At 58.8% G+C, this 22,516-nt stretch carries 3 protein-coding genes (1 of these 3 running past the window's edge); all 3 read left to right on the top strand.

Annotated elements, in window-relative coordinates; translation table 11 throughout:
- Tightly spaced (each overlapping or abutting the next), the 3 genes in view from NYE33_RS27850 to NYE33_RS27840 form a layout consistent with a single transcriptional unit that may run on beyond the window.
- Positions 1 to 7,501, top strand: the 3' portion of a protein-coding gene (locus tag NYE33_RS27850; protein ID WP_341068470.1) for an SDR family NAD(P)-dependent oxidoreductase. It extends 10,868 nt beyond the left edge of the window; 7,501 of the gene's 18,369 nt are visible here — the last part of the coding sequence; the start codon falls outside the window, past its left edge; it ends in the stop codon at positions 7,499 to 7,501.
- The gene (locus NYE33_RS27845; RefSeq protein ID WP_341068468.1) at positions 7,498 to 20,844 is read left to right on the top strand and encodes an SDR family NAD(P)-dependent oxidoreductase; all 13,347 of its coding nucleotides are present in this window, start codon (positions 7,498 to 7,500) and stop codon (positions 20,842 to 20,844) included. The genes NYE33_RS27850 and NYE33_RS27845 overlap by 4 nt, the downstream gene beginning before the upstream one ends.
- Positions 20,837 to 22,516 carry a thioesterase domain-containing protein gene (locus NYE33_RS27840; protein WP_340946752.1) on the top strand — a complete coding sequence of 560 codons (1,680 nt, stop codon included), beginning with the start codon at positions 20,837 to 20,839 and terminating at the stop codon, positions 22,514 to 22,516. The genes NYE33_RS27845 and NYE33_RS27840 overlap by 8 nt, the downstream gene beginning before the upstream one ends.

Raw genomic sequence — 22,516 nt, 5'->3', positions numbered from 1 at the left:
CATTCTGCTGCTGAACGAAATCACGCGCAGCGATTTGTTCACCCATATCACCTTCGGTCTGCTGGAAGGCTGGTGGGCGTATGAAGATGCTGCGCTGCGCGCGCCGGGTTGTCCGGGGCTTGCTCCAGATACGTGGCAGGCTGTTCTCGCCGGGGAAGGGTTCGGGCGGATCATCTTCCCGGCCGGTGCCGCCCATGACAAGGGGCAGCAGATTATTGCGGCGCACAGTGACGGGATCGCAAGGCAACGTCTCCAGGCCCAGCCGGACGGCAGTCCAAAGGTTCATAAGGAAGTAAAGGCGATTCATGCGGCAGCAAAAGTTGAAGCCGTTAGCTTCCAAAGGAACCAACCTGCGGCTGCTGCGGAGGCTGCGGATACCCGTGTGCCTGAGGAGGAGCTGCGCGCGCGAAGCCGCAGCTATTTCAAACGGCTGATCGGGGACGTGCTTAGACTGCCGGATCACCGGATCGACGCCTCAGAACCGTTCGAAAGCTACGGCATCGACTCGATTCTGGTCGTTCAGCTGACGGATTCGCTGCGCGGAGTGTTACCTTCGGTCAGCTCAACCTTGTTTTTCGAGCACAGGACGATTGATTCGCTGGTCGAGCATTTCATTCTGACACAGGAGGACGGATTGCGGAAGCTGGTCGGCATGGAGAACGGCATTGCGGTGGCAGCCGGATTACCGGAAGCTTCTGCGGCCGGTCCGGGAGCCGGTTCCGCGCCTTCTGTGCATTCCGCGCCGCTTCGTCCACCTACGGCATCCTTGATGACCAAGCGCCGGTTTGTTTCCAGGACGGCAACGGAGCCGGAATCGATACCGAGGCCGGTATCAAATTCGGAATCCAAGCCATCGTACGTGCAGGACGTCGCGGTTATCGGTTTATCCGGCCGGTTCCCGATGGCCGGCGGGGTGAACGAATTCTGGGAGAACGTGAAGCAGGGAAGAAGCTGTATCTCTGAGATTCCGCCGCAGCGGTGGGATTGGCGAAGTTATTATAACGAAGAGAAAGGCAAGAGCGGATCGATGTATACCCGGTGGGGAGGCTTTCTTGAGGATATCGACGCTTTTGATCCGATGTTTTTCCGCATATCGCCGAAGGAAGCCGCCCAGATGGATCCTCAGGAGCGGCTGTTTCTTGAATCTGCTTACGCTTCCGTAGAGGATGCGGGCTATACGCCTGCGAATCTTAGCACCAGCCGGAAGGTCGGCGTATTCGCCGGGGTGATGAATGGCAGCTATCCGACAGGGGCCAGCTACTGGTCGATTGCCAACCGGGTCTCATACCTGCTGAACTTTCAGGGGCCAAGCATGGCGGTCGATACAGCCTGTTCGTCTTCCTTGACGGCTGTGCATCTGGCGCTGGAGAGCCTCTACAGCGGGATGAGCGAATGCGCCGTCGTCGGCGGTGTTAACCTGATCGCGGACCCGGTCCATTATCTGAAGCTGTCGGCTGCAACCATGCTCTCCCCTGGCGATACCTGCAGGGCGTTCGGTGCGGGAGCGGACGGCTTCGTCGATGGCGAGACCGTGTGCACAGTCGTGCTTAAACCGCTGGAGGCCGCCCTTGCAGACGGCGATCATATCTATGGCGTTCTGAAGGGAAGCGCCTTGAACGCAGGCGGGCGGACGAACGGCTACACGGTTCCCAGCCCGGATGCTCAGCGCGGGGCGGTCTCAGAAGCGCTGCGGCGCTCAGGCGTTCCGGCCCGAACCGTTACGTATGTGGAGGCGCATGGCACGGGGACGGCGCTCGGCGATCCGATCGAAATTTCCGGTCTTACCAAAGCGTACGAACGGGAAACGTCCGACAAGCAGTTTTGCGCTATAGGCTCTGTGAAGTCCAACATCGGCCATACGGAAAGCGCTTCGGGCATGGCAGGGCTGGCTAAGGTGCTGCTTCAACTGAAGCACCGCAAGATTGCGCCTACTCTGCATGCGCAGGAGACCAATCCGGATATTACATTCGGCGAGACTCCGTTCTTCGTTCAGCAGGAGCTTGGGGAATGGCAAAGGCCGACTGTGGAGCTCGGCGGCATCCGCAGGGAATTTCCGCGCCGTGCGGGCATTTCCTCCTTCGGAGCAGGCGGAGCGAATGCCCATCTGATCGTTGAAGAATTTGTTCCGGAGGTTCGGAGCGAAAGACCCGCAGCGGCTGCACCAGGCCGTCCGTTCCTGATTGTGCTGTCAGCGAGAAACGGGGACCGCCTGAAGGGGAGAGTCCAGCGTCTGCTAGCGGCGGCCGAAACGAATGGCTATTCTGATGCCGATCTTGCGGACATCGCCTATACGCTGCAGGTCGGACGCGAGGAGATGGAGGAACGGTTAGCGTTCACAGCGTTATCAATGGCCGACCTGCACCTGCGGCTTCACGAATATCTGCGCGGGGACGGCTATCAGCCAGAGCTGCACCACGGTCATGTGAAAGCGAACCAGGAAGTGCTGGCGGCGCTGACGGCGGATGAGGATATGCAGGAAACCGTGGACAAATGGATTCGGCACGGCAAATTCGCCAAGCTCCTCGACCTATGGGTCAAGGGCTTTCGTCTGGATTGGAGCGGGCTGTATGATGGTCTGCCGGCTAAGCCGCGGCGCATATCGCTGCCGACCTATCCTTTTGCCAGAGAACGGTATTGGATGGAGGGAAGTCCCTTCCCTGCGGCACCTGCCATGGACACAGCCGGTGCGCAGCTGGTACTCCCGAAGAACAGTCAGGCCGAAAGGCCGAATCGTCACCCGGCGCCGCAGGAGCAAGACGAACCCATGATCTTTGAGGAAATCTGGGAGGAAGAGACCGGGGCAGAAATGCCTGCTGCCGGGCAAGTTCAGCTTGAAACGGTTGTGTGCTTCCTGTCGGACCGCCGGAGTCAGCAGATTCTATCCAATGCGGTGAGGCTTAGCTCACCTACTGCACGCATCGTCTTCGTGAGCGAACAACCAGACGGCGGCGAGCGGCTTGAGGATACGTACAGGGCCCGGGGAGACGATAGCGCCTCCTTGGCTGATGCTTTCCGTGACATAGCCGTCAAGTATGGTAACGCTGATGCGCTGCTCTACATGTGGCCGCTCGAAAATCCGCAGCATATTCAAGATCCGTCTGCACTTGTTCATACCATTCAGGCACTTGCCTCTACGAAGTTCGAGGTCCGGAAATTAATAGCTGCGGCTGCCTTTGCGAACGGGCTTGAGCGCTGCTATGCCGAATCGTGGATCGGGATACAGCGCTCGCTTGGGAATGTGCTTCCCGATACGTCTATGGGGGTATGGCTGGCGGAGGCCGGATTACACGGGCAGGACGCGGGCATGAAGGATTGGCTGGAGCAAATAGGCGCAGAGCTGCGCTCTTCCAGCGTACGGAATGTGCTGTATGTTGAAGGTAAGCGTAACGTCTGCACAGTACGCAGGGCAACAGATCATGTCTGTGTTCAGCCGGTATGGAAGAAGGGGGGCACCTATTTAATTACAGGCGGCTGCGGGGGACTTGGTTATCTGTTCGCCGAGCACGCCGCCAGGACGCACGGGGTTCAGCTTATTCTAACCGGACGTTCGGCTGTGGATGACACAATTAAGAAGAAGCTCGGGACACTGGAGGCACTGGGCAGCAGTGTCGAATACGTGCAGGCAGACCTATGCAATCTTCCGCGTATGCAGGAGGGAATCGCCCGGGCCAAAGCACGGTTCGGCCCGATTAACGGAGTTATTCACGCTGCGGGTATCCAGGTGAACCGCAGCGTTATGGAGAAGAGTGCGGAGGAATTCCGGCAGGTGCTTCTTCCGAAGACGGAGGGAACGGCTATCCTGGACGAGCTGCTGCTGGAGGAGCCGCTTGACTTCTTCTGTCTGTTCTCTTCAACCTCTGCCGTACTGGGTGACTTCGGTTCCTGTGACTATGCCGCCGCCAACCGGTTCCAGATGGCTTATGCGGATTACCGGAACGCCCTGCGGAAGCAGGGGCTGCGGCGCGGCCATACGGCTGCCGTTGGCTGGCCTCTATGGAGAGACGGGGGCATGGGCTTCTCGGAGGAAGAGCAGAGCGGCATGTATCTGAAAGCGAGCGGACAGCGGTATCTTGAAGCGGAAGAAGGGCTTGCTGTATTCAGTGATCTCATCTCTAGGGCCGGCGGCCGCTATCTGGTACTTGCCGGGGACAGCAGAAGAATCGGGCGCTTTCTGGGCACCGGTACCTCTTCAGCGGACTTCGTGCCTGCATCTTTCGTCCGCTCAGGGAGCTCAGCGGAGTATGCGCAGGGTCCTCTCCGACTGGAGGAGTACATGGAGCGTGATCTGAAGAATCATATCGGCAGCCTGCTCAGCATTCCGCTGAACAAGCTGGATTCCGGGGAGAATCTCGTAGACTATGGCTTCGATTCCATCTCGCTCACGCAGTTCGCCAGGCTGCTGGCCAAGCAGTATGAAATCGACTTCGGGCCTTCGTTATTTTACGCCTATCCGACGATTGAGAAGCTAAAAGAATATTTGCTTACGGGCCATGAGAATGCTGTCCGGTCCTATTACCTGCGCGCTGAAGAAGCGGATGTGCAGGCAAGTCTGGAACCTGTTGTCAACAAGGTGTCCGGTGAGGTTTCCGGTGAACAGAAATCTGCCCTGGTATCCGAATCGTCCGGTTCGCCGCAGCCGGCGGCGCAGGTGCCGAAGGGCGCTTCAACTGCCGGTATTCCGGAGCCGGTTGCAATCATCGGCATGAGCGGGAGGTTCCCCGGCGCATCCGACATTGACACCTTCTGGAGCAATCTTGTGACGGAAACAAGCGCCATTTCGGAAATACCGTCCGAACGATGGGATTGGAGGAAATATAGCGGCGATCCCCGCAAGGAGCCGGGAACCAGCGTGTCCCGATGGGGAGGGTTCATCCCGGATATTGACCGGTTCGATCCTTTGTTCTTCGAGATCTCACCCAAAGAGGCGGAGCTGATGGACCCTCAGCAGCGGCTGTTCCTCGAAGAAGCCTGGCATGCTCTGGAAGATGCGGGCTACATGGGCGAACGGATCAGAGGGAAGCTCTGCGGTGTATATGTGGGAGCGGAAGAGAGCCAATATGCTGATGTCACCGGAGGGGAAGGGCAGATCAGCTCCAATCAGAATGCAACCTTGTCGGCACGGATCGCATACAAGCTGGATTTGAAAGGGCCGAATTTCACGTTGACGGCTTCTTGCTCCTCCGGCCTGGTAGCAGTGCATCAAGCCTGCCTGGCGCTGCGGAGCGGGGACTGCAACATGGCGGTGGCGGGAGGCGTCAGCCTAACCGTATCGCCCCGCATGTATGCCGGACTCGGCAAAGCGAACATGCTGTCGCCGGACGGTACGTGCAGCGTATTTGACGGCCGGGCCAACGGACTCGTTCCGGGCGAGGCGGCGGCAGTTGTCGTCCTCAAGCCGCTGTCGAAGGCAATCGCGGATAACGACCGCATCTACGGCACGATCAAAGCAAGCGGTGTCAATTATGACGGCCGGACGAATGGCATTTCCGCTCCGAACCCGTTAAGCCAGGAGCAGCTGATTAAGCAGATTTATGAACGCAGCGGCATACGTCCCGAACAAATCGGGTTTCTGATGGCACACAGCGTTGGCGCGAAGATCGGAGACTCGATCGAAATGGAGGCTCTTTCGTCTGCATTCCGGAAGCTTAGCGATGTAAAAGGCCACTGCGCTGTCGGTTCCGTCAAGCCGCTGATCGGTCATACCTTCGCCGCTTCGGGGGTTGTCAGTCTAATCGCAATGGTGACGGCACTACACCGGAAGACGATTGTGCCGGTGTCCGGCTTTGAATCGCTGAGCGAGCTGATTTCATTCAAGGAAAGCCCGTTTTATATTGCGCAGGAAGTGCGGGAATGGACATCCCGGCCAGGCCAGGCCAGACTTGGAGCGGTATCCACGACCGGAATTAGCGGGACGAACGCGCATGCCGTGATTGAAGAATATATTCCTTCATTAACAGAGCCGCAGGGGGAGTGCCCTTCACCGGCGGCTTATGCCGTTATTTTGTCTGCGCAGAACGATGAACGCCTGCAGGCGGCGGCCCGGCAATTAGCTGATTATATGGACAGCGGCCGTTCGGCTGACATCGCTTTGCGCGACCTGGCTTATACGCTGAGCGTGGGCAGAGAGGCGATGAAATGTCGTCTTGCGATTGTGACACCATCGAAAGAAGCGTTGGTGCAGGGCTTAAGCGCTTATATCGAAGGAACGGCCGCAACGCTTCCCGGCGGGCTTGCCATCTATGGCGGAAGTTCGGGAACTCACGGACATCAGACGCCTGCATCCGCCACTGCCGGGACAGCCGGTAAGGCGGTGAGGGAGCACGACCTTCTACAGCTCGCCTCGCTTTGGGCCGGGGGGATGCAGGTTCCGTGGGCAGAACTGTACGAAGCCGGAAGCGCCAGAATCGTTTCAGCTCCGGGGTATCCTTTCAGAAGAAGAAAATGTTGGCCGCAAGAGAACCGTAACGTATCCGTTCAGCATACGGCTGTAAGCCTGCCTCCTTCGGGGCCGGACGGCGGCAATAAGGCGGCGGAGCTGTACTCGTTCAACACCGTCGACCGCTCGGCGGAATTTCAGGAGGAATATTTAACGTTTTGCCCGTTCGAATCGCGGATTCCCGGCTTCTCGATGAGCAGGGTGCTGCTGAATCCGGAGCGGTATCCGGATGAAGCAGCCCTTGTCAAGGATAAACAGATCGAACTGCGGCAGGTATTGTTCTATAAAGCGGATTTCCGCCGTGTCCGCTCCGTACTGGATATCGGCTGCGGCCATGGTACCGATGTCATTCAAATCGCTTCGCTGTATCCAGATATCCAGGCGCACGGGTATACCATTTCGAAGGGACAGGCGGAGCTGGGCAACAAACGGATTGAAGGGCTGAATCTAAGCTCCCGTGCAGCAATTTATCACCGGGACAGCGCGGTTGACCGCTTCCCTGACTGCTACGATCTCGTCATCGGGATTGAGGTGTGCTGCCACATCCCGGACAAAACCGCCTTGTTCGCGAATATTGCCGCTTCCTTGGCGGAAGACGGCCAAGTGCTGCTGATGGATTTCATCGCGAATCTGCGCGGGCCGATCGTTGATGCGGACATTGGCATTGCGATTGCGACTGCGGCGGAATGGGCCGGCGTGATGGCGCACTGCGGCCTGGCTATCGAGGAGATTATCGACGTTTCGTCCCGGGTCGCCAATTATTTGTACGATCCGGATTGCGAGCGGAACACGGAAGGATTAGTTCCGGTCGCGCGTGATTCGCTGCGCAGCTACGCCAATAACGCCATCTCGCTCGAGCGGGGCTGGACCAGCTACTGCCTGTTCAAGCTCTGCAAGGAGACGGCGATGACCGAAGCGGAGCTGAAATCGTTCAACGAAATCAGAATCGCGCACAAAACCCCGTACGCGGAAGCGCTGAACGAAATGAAGCATCTCGGGCAGAAGAGCTATCCGCCGACGTCTATAACGCAGCAGGAGAGACCGTTGAAGGGAGCAATCTTATGATTTCTGGGAATAGGCCGGATTCACTTGAAGAAAGGCTGGATGTGGTTAGAGAAAGCTTGGTGCTCGTATTCGGGCAGGTCCTTGGTTTGGACCGGGAAGAATTGCTGGAGGCGGAATCGCTGAAGGAGCTTGGCATCTCGTCCGTTAATTTGGTCGAATTGCTGGAAGCAATCAACGTCCGCTTCGATTTGTCACTCCCGACCAGCATTCTCGTCGAATGCCATCATTTCGAAGCGTTGGCCGTTTATGTCGCCGGGCAGCTGCACGCAAGCGGTGCTCTGCCGTCCGCCGGGCCGGTAACGAAGGTGCCATCAGAATACGCGGCAAAAATAACGGGTCCCGCGGTGGACTTCGTTCCGGTTCCCGGACCGGCCGGAATGCCTGCCGGTGTACCTTCCCGCGAGGAGAAGGTGCAGCAATCGCAGCAACAGGGGAGTGTATCCCGGCCGCCGGAGGCGGACCCTGCAGGGTCCGTCTCCGGCCGGATCGCCGTCATCGGGCTGTCGTGCCGGACCGCCGGGGCTGCTAATCAAGACGAGTTCTGGGAGATCGTTTCGCAAGGAAAGGACTGCACCCGGATGATGGACAATCCGGAGTGGATCGCTTACATCCAAGCGCATTCCTCCTCGCCTGTGCCCCTCCGGTATGGCGCTATGGACGGTATCGAGCACTTCGATCCGCTGTTCTTCAATATATCGCCCAAAGAAGCGGAAGCGATGGATGCGGCGCAGCGCATCGTTCTGCAGGAATGCTACCGGGCGCTGGAAGATGCCGGATATGCCCGCCAGGGCGGACAGGTCGGCACGTTCATAGGCTCGATGGGGTATCCCTCCGCGCAGGATTACTCCCACCATACTATGCTGGGCACCGACACGAGTATTATGGCGGCCCGCATTGCGTATTGCCTGGATCTCAAAGGTCCGGCGCTTGCGGTCAACACGGCATGCTCTTCTTCCCTGGTCGCCATCGACCTTGCTTGTGAGAAGCTGCGGAATGGCGCTATCGATCTGGCCATTGCCGGCGGAATAACGATCTATACCCATCCCGGTGCCTTTCTGTTCATGAACAATGCCGGCATGCTGTCTCCTACGGGAATGTGCCGCCCGTTCGATAACGATGCGGATGGCATCGTCGTCGGTGACGGCGCAGGCATCGTCATTCTAAAAAGGCTTGAGGACGCCCTGCGCGACAACGATTCGATCTATGGGATTATTCGCGGGAGCGGCACCAACCAGGACGGTCAAACTTCAGGCATTACGGCGCCGAGCTTCCTCTCCCAGAGCAAGCTGCAGCAATCGGTGTATGAGCGGTATGGAATCAACGTGGAGGATATTCAATATACGGAAGCGCACGGAACGGCTACGAAGCTGGGCGACCCGGTTGAAATTCACGCGCTGAGCCATGCGTTCGGCAAATTTACATCGAACAAACAGTATTGTGCCATCGGCTCGCTGAAAGGCAATATCGGGCATACGACCGCCGCCGCAGGCGTGCTTAGCTTAATAAAAGTGCTGCTTAGCTTCAAGCATATGCAGATGCCGCCTTCGATCCACTTCCGCAAAGAGAATGAGCATATCGATTTCGCAGGCAGTCCTTTCTACGTGAACACATGTCTGCAGGAATGGCCGCTAAACGCGAAATCGTCGCGGCTCGCTGCGGTAAGCTCGTTCGGCTTCAGCGGCACGAACGCGCATCTCGTCGTTGAGGCGCATGAAGCAGCCGTGCCGTTGGCGTATGACAGGCCGGCTGCCGTGGAACAAGGCTTGTTCATGCTCTCTGCGGCCAGCGAGGCAAGCTTGCGGGAGTACGCCCGGTCTGTGCATGCGTATTTACGTTCACACACTGACGTGGACATCGGGAGCTTCCTGTATACGTATCAAGCAGCCAGAACCCCGATGGAATACCGGCTTGCGGCCGTAACCGGCAGCGTAGCCAAGCTTACGCAGCAATTGGAGGATCTGGCCGTGGAGCAGCGGCTTGCACCGGCACCGGCAACGGGCTGCTATGCCGGAGTGGCCGGCAAGAAGGAAGGCACTGATCTCGCCGACACGGCGGAAGGCAGACAATTCCTGCAGCAATTGCTGACGGGCGGGAAATACAAAAAATTGGCGGAGCTGTGGGTTGGCGGAACCGATGTGGGACAGGCTGTCCTCCAGTACCGCCAAACGGCCGCCAAGCGGCTGGCGGGATTGCCGACACATCCTTTTGCCCGGGAAAGGTTTGCTATTCCTGACATCAAGCCTGTCTTGAGCACACGCTTGGCGGAAGGCTTTGGTCCGGCAGCGCCGGGTCATCCTTTGCTGCAGCACAATACGTCCGATCTTGCCGGGCAGAAATTCACCTCCGTGTTCACGGGGGACGAGTTTTTCTTCAGGGATCATGTCGTCAGCGGCCAGCGGCTCCTGCCGGGATCGGCCTATCTCGAAATGGCCCGGGCCGCATTGGAGAAGTCGGCAGATGCTGCCGCACAGCAATCGCTTCGGGCCGGAACGGCAGGAATCCGGCTTCAGCATGTCTCGTGGTCCCGTCCTCTCGCCGCAGGGGAAGAGCCTGTTCACGTTCATATCACGCTGTATCCGGAAGAGGACGGCAGCGTATCCTTCGAGATCACCGGCTCCTCAGCCGAATCCGGGGACATTGCGGCCGTACACAGCCAAGGCCGGCTGATGCTGGAGGCTTCATCCGAAGCGCGGAGCGTGATCGATTTGCATGCGATCCGCTCGCAATGTGGTACAGCGCGGATAACTGCCTCCGAAAGCTATGATCGGTTCGAAGCGATGGGAATCCGGTATGGCCCGGCCCACCGGGGATTGGAAGAAATGTATATCGGCAAGGGACAGGTGCTTGCCAGGCTGAAGCTTCCCGAAATGGTATGGGGAACGGGCGATGCCTTCGTTCTGCATCCGGGCATGCTGGATTCCGCTTTACAGGCGTCGCTCGGGCTGCTGATCGGGGAAGAAAGTCGGGCGCCCCTTCGCCCGCTTCTCCCCTTTGCCGTGGAGAACGTGGAGGTGATCAGTCCATGCCTTTCGTCGATGTGGGTGTACATCCGCTCAGGTGAAGGAGAGGTGTACGGCGGCGTTCGGAAGCTTGATGCCGACCTATGCGATGAACAAGGAGCCGTATGCGTGAAGATCAGAGGTTTCTCCGTTCGTGCTTTGGATCACCCGGCGGAAGAAGATTCAATGGAAACGCTGCTGCTTGAGCCCGTCTGGGAAGGGCAAACAGCGGGCCAATCCGATCAAGGCAGCAGAACGGCACCGTTCGATCTTCATCTCGTCATGCTGTGCGGGCAGCAAGAGCTGGCAGACAGCCTGGATGCTTGCTGGAACGGCAGGCCGCTTAGCCGCCGCTGGCGCATTTGCAATCTGGTTGCTGCGGAGGAAGAAACCTGTCTGCGTTTCGGCCGGTACGCAGCGCTGGCACTGAACGAGCTGCAAGCCGTTGCGAACGATTCTTCCATCGGCTCGGCTCTGGTGCAGCTCATCATCTCCGGCAAGGGCGAAGAGCGGCTGCTGTCTGGATTGGCAGGAATGCTGCAGACGGCCGCCCTGGAGCATCCGAAGCTTGCCGTTCAGCTGATCGAAGCGGAAGCCGGAGCCGGAAGCAGTGCTCCGGACTTCGCCATTCAGCTGCAGAACGACGGCGGAAGCCCGCAGGACACGAGAATCCGCTATCAGAACGGCATCCGCTATGTATTGCGCTGGGATGAGCTTGAAGCATCCGGCGGGCTTGCGGCTGAGCCGTGGAGAGAGAATGGAGTGTACTTAATTACAGGCGGCACAGGCGGCCTCGGCCGGCTATTCGCCAGGGAGGCAGGCCGGCAGGCCAAGCAGGCAACGCTTGTTCTGACCGGACGGTCTCCGCTCGATGCGGATAAGGAGGAGCAGCTCCGGCAGCTTCGCGCCGCAGGCGTCCGGGCAGAATACCGGCAGGCCGATATGAACGACAGGCAGGCCATGTTCGGCCTTATACGGGATATCGGGGAACGCTTTGGCAAATTGCACGGTATTATCCACAGTGCGGGAATCGTGCGTGACAGCTTGATCGTGAATAAGGGCATACAGGAGCTTGCGGACGTACTGGCTCCTAAAGTAACCGGTTTAGCCTATCTGGATGAGGCGACCCGCCATCTCGAGCTAGACTTTTTTGTGCTGTTTTCGTCCACTGCGGGCAGCAGGGGGAACGCCGGTCAAGCCGATTATGCGGCAGCCAATGCCTATATGGATGCATTCGCTGCATACCGCAGCGAGCTGGCGGCAGCCGGGCAGCGCCAAGGCCGCACGCTGTCCATCAATTGGCCGCTTTGGAAGGACGGCGGGATGAGCGTGAGCGAAAGCACGGTGAAGAGGCTCCAGGATACGTTCGGCTTCGTGCCGCTTCAGACGGACAGCGGCTTCTCCGCCTTTTATCGCGCCTTCGCTTCAGAGCGAAGCCAGGTCATGGTCGTCCAAGGCAAGCCGGCACAATTGCGGAGCGCCTTGCACAAGCTGGCGGCTAGCTCAAAGGTTGGGGCTATCCCGTCCCCGGCACCAGCTCCTGTGAAGCGGAATACGGATGGCGATACGAAGCAGAAGATTCTCGCTGCCGCAGTCCGTGCCGTATCCGGGTTGCTCACCGTCCCCGGCAGCGAGATTCATATCGATACCGATTGGGACGAATTCGGCTTCGATGCGCATCAGATGCAAACTGCCGCAGTGAGCATAGGCGAGGCCGTCGGGTTCAAGGTAACGCCAGTCGAACTGCTTGAATATCCGACCATTCGCCAGCTGGCAGAGCATTTAGCGGAACGTATGCCTACTCCAAGGGAAGCTGAACCACTGGAGGCTCCTGAAGTGCATGCGGAAGGGGTTTCCTCCGCGCCTGCCGACTTGCCGGCCGCATTCCGGGAGCAGGCGGTCCAATATTTTAAAAAGCTGCTCTCGTCTGCGATCAAGCTGCCGTCCCACCGGATCGACGAGCATGTCCCGCTGGAGAAGTACGGGATCGATTCGATTATGGTGATGGATCTGACCGGAGAACTGGAGAAAGTGTTTGGCCCCTTGTCCAAAACGTTATTTTTTGAATACCAGAACCTTGCTGCCTTAACGGACTATTTCCTCAGGGCGCATCAAGCCAAACTGAAGGAGCTTCTGGGCTCCGGCAGACCACCTGCGGACGATAACAGAGCTGCTGCCAAGACAGCACCTCCGGTGACCGGGCTTATCCGGCCTTCTACAGGGAGGCAGCCCCGTTCCCGGGTTTCACCGGCGTTGGCGGCTTCAGGCACCCCTTCCCCGTCATTAAGGCAGCACGGGCAGGGCGGTCCAATCGATATTGCCGTTATCGGCATAGCGGGACGTTACCCGGGAGCGCCGGATGTGGCGGAATACTGGCGCAATTTGCAGCAGGGACGGGATTGCATTACGGAGATCCCGCCGGAAAGATGGGATCACTCCCTTTATTTCAACGAAGATAAGAACAAGCTGGGCACCACTTACAGCAAATGGGGAGGTTTCCTGGACGGGATGGATCAGTTCGATCCGTTGTTCTTCCAGATTTCGCCCCTGGAGGCAGAAGTAATGGATCCCCAGGAGCGGCTGTTTCTGCAATGCGTCTACCATACACTGGAGGACGCTGGTTATACGAGGGAATCGGTTGCGTTCAACCGGAAGCTGAACCGCCGGATTCCGGTGGGTATTTATGCCGGCGTCATGTATGAGGAGTACCAGCTGTACGGGGCGCAGGAGCAGCTTTCGGGCAGAAGAATCGCTTACGCCGGCAGCCCGTCTTCGATTGCGAACCGGGTGTCCTATTGGTATAACTTCCAGGGGCCCAGCATAGCCGTCGATACGATGTGCTCTTCGTCTTTGACCGCCATTCATCTGGCCTGCCAAAGCATCCAGCAAGGGGAGTGCGGCGTAGCCGTTGCCGGAGGCGTCAACCTGTCGCTTCATCCGAACAAATATCTGATGCTTGCGCAGGGGAAATTCGTGTCGAGCAAGGGCCGCTGCGAAAGCTTCGGCGAAGGCGGCGACGGCTACGTGCCCGGGGAGGGCGTCGGCGCGGTGCTGCTCAAGCCGTTGTCCGAAGCGGTTGCGGACGGGGACCGGATTTACGGCGTGATCAAAGCAAGTGCAATCAATCACGGCGGCAAAACGAACGGGTACTCGGTTCCGAATCCCAATGCCCAGGCTGAAGTGATCAAGCAGGCGCTGAGCAGGGCGGGTTTCGACCCGAGAACGGTCAGTTACATCGAGGCTCACGGTACCGGGACATCGCTCGGCGATCCCATAGAAATCGCTGGCTTGTCGGGCGCGTTCTCGGCATATACGGATGATAAGGCATTTTGCGCCATCGGCTCGGCCAAGTCCAATATCGGCCATTGCGAAAGCGCGGCCGGGATTGCCGGCTTGACGAAGGTGCTGCTGCAGCTGAAGCATGGGCAGCTGGCGCCGTCCCTGCATGCCTCCGTGCTCAATCCGAACATCGATTTCTCCTCAACGCCATTCGTCGTGCAGCGGGAGCTGGCGGAATGGAAGAGGCCGGTCCTGCGTGAGTCCGGCTCGGTGCGGGAATACCCGCGCAGGGCGGGTATATCGTCCTTCGGGGCCGGGGGTTCCAATGCGCATTTGCTGGTAGAGGAATATATTCCTGCCGCAGAGGCGGGTGCGGATCCCGCGGCGGCTTATCCGCTGCCTGCGGTGATCGTGCTGTCCGCCAAGAACGAGGAACGGCTGCGTGCGCTTGCGCAGGCGCTGCTGGATGCAGTTCGTGAAGAAGCGTTCACCGATGCCGACTTGGCCAGTATAGCCCATACGCTGCAGACCGGCCGGGAGGCGATGGAGGAACGGCTCGCGCTTCTGGCAGACAGCATAGGCGAGGTTGAGAGCAAGCTGGCCGCTTACCTGCGAGGAGACCGTACGACCGGGGATCTGTTCTACGGCCGGGGAAGAATTAATGACGGCGCAGCGGCCGTCTTAACGGCAGATGAGGATTTGCAGCACACGGTCGATGCATGGCTTGCCAAAAGAAAGTATACGAAGCTGCTCGACTGGTGGGTGCAAGGGCTTTCGGTCGATTGGAGCAGCATGTACCAGGGACGGAAGCCTCGGCGGATTGCCCTCCCTCTATACCCGTTCGCCAAGAACCGGTACTGGTCTCCGAAGCCGGGGGCGGATGCGGGAGGCGGTCATACCGGCTCCGCAGGCGAGGGAAGCGGGTCTGCTGCTCCTGCCGGTGAGCTGCTGCATCCGCTGCTGTACGCCAATACATCCGACTTCTCGGAGCAGCGTTACAGCTCGGCCTTTACGGGAACCGAGTTTTTCTTTGCCGATCATGTCGTCAGGGGGCAGAAGGTGCTGCCCGGCGCGGCGCAGCTGGAGATGGCCATTTATGCTGCGGCCCAAGCCAGCGGCAGGAGTGAAGGCATTCCGGTGGGCCTTCGGCTGAAGGAGGTGGTCTGGGTGAGACCTTGCACAATCAGCGAAGGGACGTCGAACGTTCATATCGGGCTGCGCCCGCAGGAGAGCGGGGACATCGCATTCGAGATCTACGGCGGCAATGCAGGAGCAAGCGGGGATAACATCTATAGCCAAGGACGTGCGGAATGGAGCGGCAGTGAAATTGCTCCTGCACTGGAATTGGCGTCCCTGCGCGCAAAGTGCGGCATTCGCGTTCTGACGGCCGATGATTGTTATTCGGCGTTCCAAAGGATGGGGATTGAGTACGGCGCAGCCCACAGGGCTGTTGATTGCGTGTATGCGGGTGACGGGCGCGCGCTTGCGAAGCTGGTTCTTCCTGCATCGGCCATCCCTTCGGCGGACCGGTTCATTCTGCATCCGAGCTTGACGGACGCGGCGTTCCAAGCTGCGATCGGTCTGATGGACGGCATCGGGCAGGAGGACGCCGGCTTGAAGCCGATGCTTCCGTTTACACTTGAGGAGTTGACCGTTTACGGCCGTTACTCCTCCGTCGTATGGGCTTATGTCCGTTGGAGCGGGGGCGACACGGCCAGCGGCAAAGTACGGAAGATGGACATTGACCTGTGCAATGAGCAGGGTGGTGTTATTGCAAGTCTGAAGGGCTATTCGGTAAGGGGGATGGATGGCTATGCCGTAACCGCTGTACGGACGGAGCAGAGTATTATGGCAACGGCGGCAGCGGATAGACAGACTCATTCCGCTCTTATGACGTTACACCCCGTATGGGACACCGTGCCTGTCGAACGGGTTCAGGAGTGGCCGAAGCCTGACAGCCGCATAACGATTGTCGGCGATGCCGGTCCTAAGAACAGTTCGGCTTTGGAACAGCTGCTTCCACACGCGCAATCACTTAGGTTCCAGCCGGAGGATACGATCGAAGAGATCGCCCGGCGGCTTGCGGACGGAGGGATGCCGGAGCATATCGTTTGGATTGCGCCGGATGCTGCCGACGGCTCGCTGCCCGGTGTTTCACTGACCCGCGCGCAGCAAGCCGGCGTCTTCCAGCTGTTCAAGCTGATCAAGGCCGTACTGCTTGCAGGCGGAGGAGGCAGCAAGACCGGCTGGACGGTCATTACCGGACACACGCAGAGCGTAGGCCGGAGAGAAGAGGCCGATGCGGCACACGCAGGCGTGCATGGGCTGATCGGCTCGCTCGCCAAAGAATATCCGAACTGGAGCGTACGGCTAATCGATCTGGAGTCCGGCGGTCAGTGGCCGCTTCAGGAGCTATTGTCGCTGCCCGCAGACCGGCAGGGCAACGCCTGGGCTTACCGAAGCGGCGAGTGGTTCCGCCAGAAGCTCATTCCGGTCAACGGGAGTAACAATAATACCCCGGAACGGATTTTGTACAGAAAAGGTGGCGTCTACGTGGTGATCGGCGGAGCCGGCGGCATCGGCGAGGTATGGAGCGAATATATGATCCGCACCTGGCAGGCGCATATCGTCTGGATCGGACGCCGCGAGAAGGATGAATTGATCCAGGTGAAGCTTGACCGGCTGGGTGCCTTCGGTGAAGCACCTGTCTATATTTCCGGGGACGCATCCGACCGCAGCTCCCTGCAGCTTGCCTACGACGCGGCGAAGAAACGGTTCAGCCGCATTGACGGTGTTGTTCACTCGGCCATCGTGCTGGCGGACCAAAGCCTTGCGAACATGGACGAAGCCCGTTTTCGGTCCGCGCTTGCGGCCAAGGTCGATACAAGCGTCAATATGGCGGAGCTGCTCGCCGGGGAAACGCCCGATTTCGTTCTGTTCTTCTCGTCCATGAATGCCTTCATGAAATCGGCGGGTCAAAGCAATTACGCCGCCGGATGCACATTCATGGATGCTTATGCGCATCAGCTTGCCGCCCGCTCGCTTTACCCGGTCAAAACGATGAACTGGGGTTACTGGGGCGGGGTTGGTGTCGTTGCTTCCGATGCTTATCAGGAACGCATGGCACAGATGGGGATAGGCTCCATTGAGCCGGAGGAGGCGATGGAGGCGCTCGGCGGACTTCTGTCCGGCCCGCTGAATCAGCTGGCTCTGCTCAAGACCACTGGGGGCCTTACGATCGAGGGCATTTCGCAGGACGAACAGCTATTCCTGCATCCGGACAATAGCGTTCAATCGGCGGAGCAGCTTGCCCGCGTCCTCCCTGACCCGGAGGCTGCGACGGCAGGACTTACCGGAGAAGGATATGCGGCGCTTCAGGACATGGAGTCGCAGCTCTGCCGGATGCTCGAAGGGCAGCTGCTTGCGTCCGGCATGTTCAGGCGGGCAGCGGATAATACCGGTTTCGTGCAGGGAAACGGCGTACATGGCCGGTATTCAAGATGGCTTGATGCGAGCATTGCGCTGCTTAGAGAGCGAAAGGGTGTGCAGCAAGACAGTGCCGGCAAGGGGCTGTATCCAGCCAATGTCAGGATGGAGGCGCTGTGGTCCGACTGGGACCGCAAAAAGAAGGAATGGCTCGCCTTCGGCGGAATGGCGGCGCAGATTGCGCTCGCGGAGACGGCGCTGCGTGCACTTCCGGATATTTTATCGGGCAAGCTTCCGGCAACGGATATTATGTTTCCGAATTCATCCATGGAGCTCGTAGAAGGCGTCTATAAGCATAATCCGGTGGCGGACACTTTCAATGAAGTGCTCGGCGATATCGTTGCCGCTTATGTGAAGCAGCGGATTCAGCTAGATCCGTCCGCCCGCATTCGCATTCTGGAGATCGGGGCGGGAACCGGCGGCACGAGTGCCGGCGTCCTGCGCAAGCTGAAGGCATATGCGGACAACATTCAGGAATATGGCTATACCGATATCTCCCAAGCCTTCCTGATCCATGCCAAGGAGACATATGGACCGGACCATCCATTCCTGACTTATCAGCTATTCAATGTCGAGTCACCGCTATCCGGCCAGCAGATTCTTCCGGGCGAATACGATATCGCCATTGCGGCTAACGTACTTCACGCTACGAAGAACATTCGCCACACGCTGCGCAACGCCAAAGCCGTACTCAAAAAGAACGGCCTGCTGCTGCTGAACGAGCTGCACGGACAATCCATGTTTACGCATCTGACCTTCGGGCTGCTCGATGGGTGGTGGCGGTATGAAGACGCCCGGCTTCGTATACCGGGCTCACCCGGTTTATCGCCGGGGATGTGGCTGAACGTGCTTGAAGACGAAGGATTCCGTTCGGTCCATTTTCCTGCTGAGCCTGTCCACGCATGGGGCCAGCAGATTATTATGGCGGAAAGCGATGGCGCGGTACGGCAGCAGGTGAAGCCCGTTCAAGAGAAAAGCGAGGCGGCGGACAAGGAGAATCGGGTTAGCGTTCTGCCCGTCCAGCCGGTGAAGGCAGGGGCAGGAGAGCGTTACGCAGGCACGCTGAGGGAGAAGACAATTGCGTATTTGCGCCGGCGCATAGCGGAGGTGCTCAAAATGCCAACCGGACAGCTCGATCCGAGGGAGCGGTTCGAAAACTACGGAATCGACTCCATTCTGGTTGTGCAGCTTACGAATGCGTTAAGTGAAGAGTTCAGCAGCGTGAACAGCACGGTGTTCTTCGAATATCAGACAGTCGAAGAGCTTGCCGGATATTTCTTGACGGCCCATCAGGAGACGCTCGCGGTGCTGCTCGGACCGGATGAATCCGGGACCGGCGGGGCACGGCCTAATGACGGCGGTATCCAAGGGCCACAGCCGGAGCCGGCCCTTGCAGGCGCAGCCGGAAATCCGCGGCCGGGCAGCCGGTTTGCTTCGATTCCGCAGAATACTGCCCGGACATCCGCCGCCGTAACGGCGTCAGCCGATATCGCTATCGTTGGGCTGTCGGGACGTTATCCGGGTGCCGGAAACATCCGTGAATTCTGGGCGCAGCTGAAGGCGGGAAGACACGGCATTACCGAAATTTCCAAGGATCGCTGGGACTGGGCGGATTATTATGAAGCGCAGCGCGGCAAAAGAGGGACGATGTACAGCAAATGGGGCGGATTCATTGAAGGGTCCGACCGGTTCGATCCGCTGTTCTTCGGCATCTCGCCGAAAGAAGCGAAACAGATGGACCCTCAAGAACGGCTATTCCTCGAAACCGCTTATGCAAGCATAGAAGATGCGGGCTATACGCCTGCTACGCTATGCGCCAGCGGCAAGGTAGGCGTATATGTCGGGGCGATGAACGGGAATTATCCGACAGGTGCCAGTTATTGGTCCATCGCGAACCGCATCTCCTATTTGTTCAATTTCCGTGGCCCGAGCATGGCGGTCGATACGGCCTGTTCCTCCTCGTTAACGGCGATTCATCTGGCCATTGACAGCCTGAACAACGGCACAAGCGAATGTGCAATCGCCGGCGGTGTCAATTTGATTCAGTCTCCGAACCATTATTTAAGGCTGTCGGCCATGAACATGCTGTCCTCCGGGGATCAATGCAGGTCGTTCGGTGCCGGAGCGGACGGCTTCGTTGATGGGGAAGGCGTAGGCGCCATTGTGCTTAAGCCGCTGGACAAAGCGGTGCGGGACGGCGACCACATCTATGGCGTTATTAAAGGAAGCATGCTCAATGCGGGAGGACGGACGAACGGTTATACGGTCCCGAACCCGCTGGCCCAGTATGAGGTCGTTACAGATGCGCTCAAACGGGCCAATGTCCATGCCAGAACGATTAGCTGCATAGAGGCTCACGGGACTGGAACCGCGCTTGGCGATCCGATTGAGATCACCGGATTGACCCGGGCGTTTGAACGGGATACGCAAGATAAGCAATTCTGCTCTTTAGGATCGGTGAAGTCCAACATCGGGCACTCTGAGAGCGCAGCCGGCATCGCCGGGCTGACCAAAGTGCTGCTTATGCTCCGCCACCGGCAGCTCGTCCCTTCTCTGCACGCAACAACGCTGAATCCGGGCATCGAGTTCGGTAACACGCCGTTCGTCGTCCAGCAGGAGCTTGCCGATTGGAACCGGCCTGTCCTTACCATTGACGGCACCCGGCGGGAATATCCGCGCCGGGCCGGCATCTCTTCGTTTGGGGCGGGAGGCGCCAATGCGCATCTTGTCGTGGAGGAATATATGCCGAATCCGTACACCGTGCCGCAGCAGAGAACGGATGCATCCAGGCCGTGCCTCATTGTGCTGTCGGCCAGAAGCGGGGATCAGCTTAAGCTGATCGCGCAGCAGCTTGCGTCTGCCATTCAGGAAGGACGGTATAAAGAATCAGACTTGAGCCGGATCGCTTATACGCTCCAGACGGGGCGGGAAGCGATGGAAGAAAGAGCTGCCTGCGTTGCCGGAACACTTGAAGAATTAGGCGCAGTGCTGCAGCTTCTCGGCAACGGTGTTTCGGAGGCACCGGGTCTATACCGGGGACGGGTTAAGGAGAACAAAGACACAATCGCCGCACTCAGCTCCGACGATGAAATGCAGGAGGTTCTGAGCAAGTGGATGCGGCAGCGCAAGTTCGACAAGCTGCTGAGCTTGTGGACCAAAGGCATGCAGCTCCATTGGTCACAGCTCTACGACGGCCCGCATCCGCAGCGCATCAGCCTGCCGACCTATCCGTTCGCCAGAGAACGGTATTGGTTTACGGAGGGCGGAGGGGGAAGCAGCCAAGGTCAGCCACTGGCAGAAAAGCCTCAGGCGGAACAGCCGCCGGCGGAGCCGCTTGCGATCCCGGTCCCGCATAAGGATGAACCGGCAGCCGCGGAGCTCATGACGGCAGGAACCGGGACCCCCGGTATGCTGGCGTCAACAGCTGCAAGCGGCTTGAGCAGCGATGTATTTGACAGCAGCTTCTATGGCAAGCTGCTGGATCGGATCATGGACGATTCCATCAGCATCGACCGTGCGGCCGATGAGATCCAATCGAATATAAGAGACGTGATCCGTCAAAGGAGGACCTATGGCTGAATTCCTGCAATATGTGTTGAATGAGATGAAACAGCATCGTCTGGCTAAGGCCGAGGCGCTTGATTTGCTGCGGCAATTTCACGGCAATGTGCTTGAAGAGCTGAACGGGGAGCTGTCCGCTGCCCGCTCTTACTCTGACAACGCTGTGGCTGGTCACCAGGTGCAGCGGTTATCACCGGAAGCGGAGCCCGCAGTGTCTCCCCTGGCATCCGCGAAGCCGGGCGGCATTACGCTTCGCCCTTTATCCGAAGCCTTGCTGCCGGGCATTGCAGATGAAGGCCATTCCCGCGCTGTAGCGGGAACCGCAACTGCGGAGAAGCTGAGGGAAGAGCTGGCGGTAAGCTTGGCCGGCGTTCTCGACATGTTGCCGGGGGATGTGGACGCGGAGGAGCCGTTCACCCAATTTGGGCTGGACTCCATATCGGGGGTCGAATGGGTCCGGGACCTTCATAACCGGTTCGGCGTCCCGGTTACCCTGGAGGATATCCATGCGCACGCGAGCCTGCGGGAGCTTTCGGTATGGCTGGCTTCCGCCGTGAACGCAGAGGCGGCCGCGGTCCCTGCGGAACATTTCCCTATTGTCACGTTGCCCGTATATGAGCCTATAGAAGAAGTGCATGCAACTGCTCAGGCAGCCCCAATTAAGCTGCCTGAGCGCTCTGAAGCCGCCGGCCAAGCCGCCAGCCCACGGCCCTTATTTCCCGAGCTGATTGCGCTTAATCACCGCACTTCCGGACGTCCTGTGTTTTGGATTCACGGAGGAAGCGCCATCGTCAGCGGTTACAAGCCGATCGCTCAAGAAGCCGAGCGTCCGATGTACGGCATCCAGGCCCGGGGCTGGATGTCCAGCCGCAAGCCGCTGCACGGCATTCAAGCGATGGCGGCGTACTATGTCCATATCATCATGTCTGTTCAGCCGAAAGGTCCGTATGACCTCGGAGGTTTCTCGCTTGGCGGGCGCATCGCTTACGAAGTTGCCCGGCAGCTTCAAGAGCTTGGAGAGGGCGTTCAGACAATCGTCATGCTCGATTCTTATTTGCACACCCCTTACCGGGAAGCGCTTCAAGACGAGACATTCTATAGAAAAACGATTGCGCTGCAGGCGGTGAACTCGGCACTCTTATCCGCGTTATCACCGGAGCCCAAATCATGGGCGGGCCGTCTTATCCATCAGGACGAGGCCCGTGCTTATTTGCACGAAGATCCGGAGTTGTTCCTGGAGCAGTTGCTAGAGATGGCCGGTGCACGGGGGTTGAACGGGTCCGAAGCAGCGTGGCGCGAGCGGCTGAAACAAAGCATTCGGGTTCAGGAGGCTTACGGGCTTGACCGGTACGTTATTGCGCCACTGGATGCACCGGAAGAACCGTCCTGTTATTATTTCCGCTGCCGGGGCGGGTCGTTCTATGGAGAGCTGGAGCCTTATTTTTGCCTGGATGACAACGGGACAGGACCGGCTGACGCTATCCCTTACTGGAAGGCGTGGGAAGAATGGCTGCCCCGCATGTCGGTTATGACGGCCGGATCGGACAGCCATTACCGGATGTTGTCCGATCTGCGCGCGATGGAAGCGGTACGAACCTTTTGCAGAATGCTGTACCGTATGGAAGGTCCGCCGGCCGAGGCGATCGCTGCGTTAATTGAAGAGAATCAAATACAGAGGGCGAATCATTAG

This window comes from Paenibacillus sp. FSL R10-2199 (assembly GCF_038000235.1).
Classification (GTDB): domain Bacteria; phylum Bacillota; class Bacilli; order Paenibacillales; family Paenibacillaceae; genus Paenibacillus_AQ; species Paenibacillus_AQ phytohabitans.
The sequence above is the reverse complement of the archived record's forward strand: the minus strand, read 5'-3'. Positions and strand labels throughout refer to the sequence as shown.

Coding starts and splice junctions, on each gene's coding strand:
- NYE33_RS27845 (WP_341068468.1), top strand. CDS start 7,498: ATGATTTCTGGGAATAGGCCGGATTCACTTGAAGAAAGGCTGGATGTG.
- NYE33_RS27840 (WP_340946752.1), top strand. CDS start 20,837: ATGGCTGAATTCCTGCAATATGTGTTGAATGAGATGAAACAGCATCGT.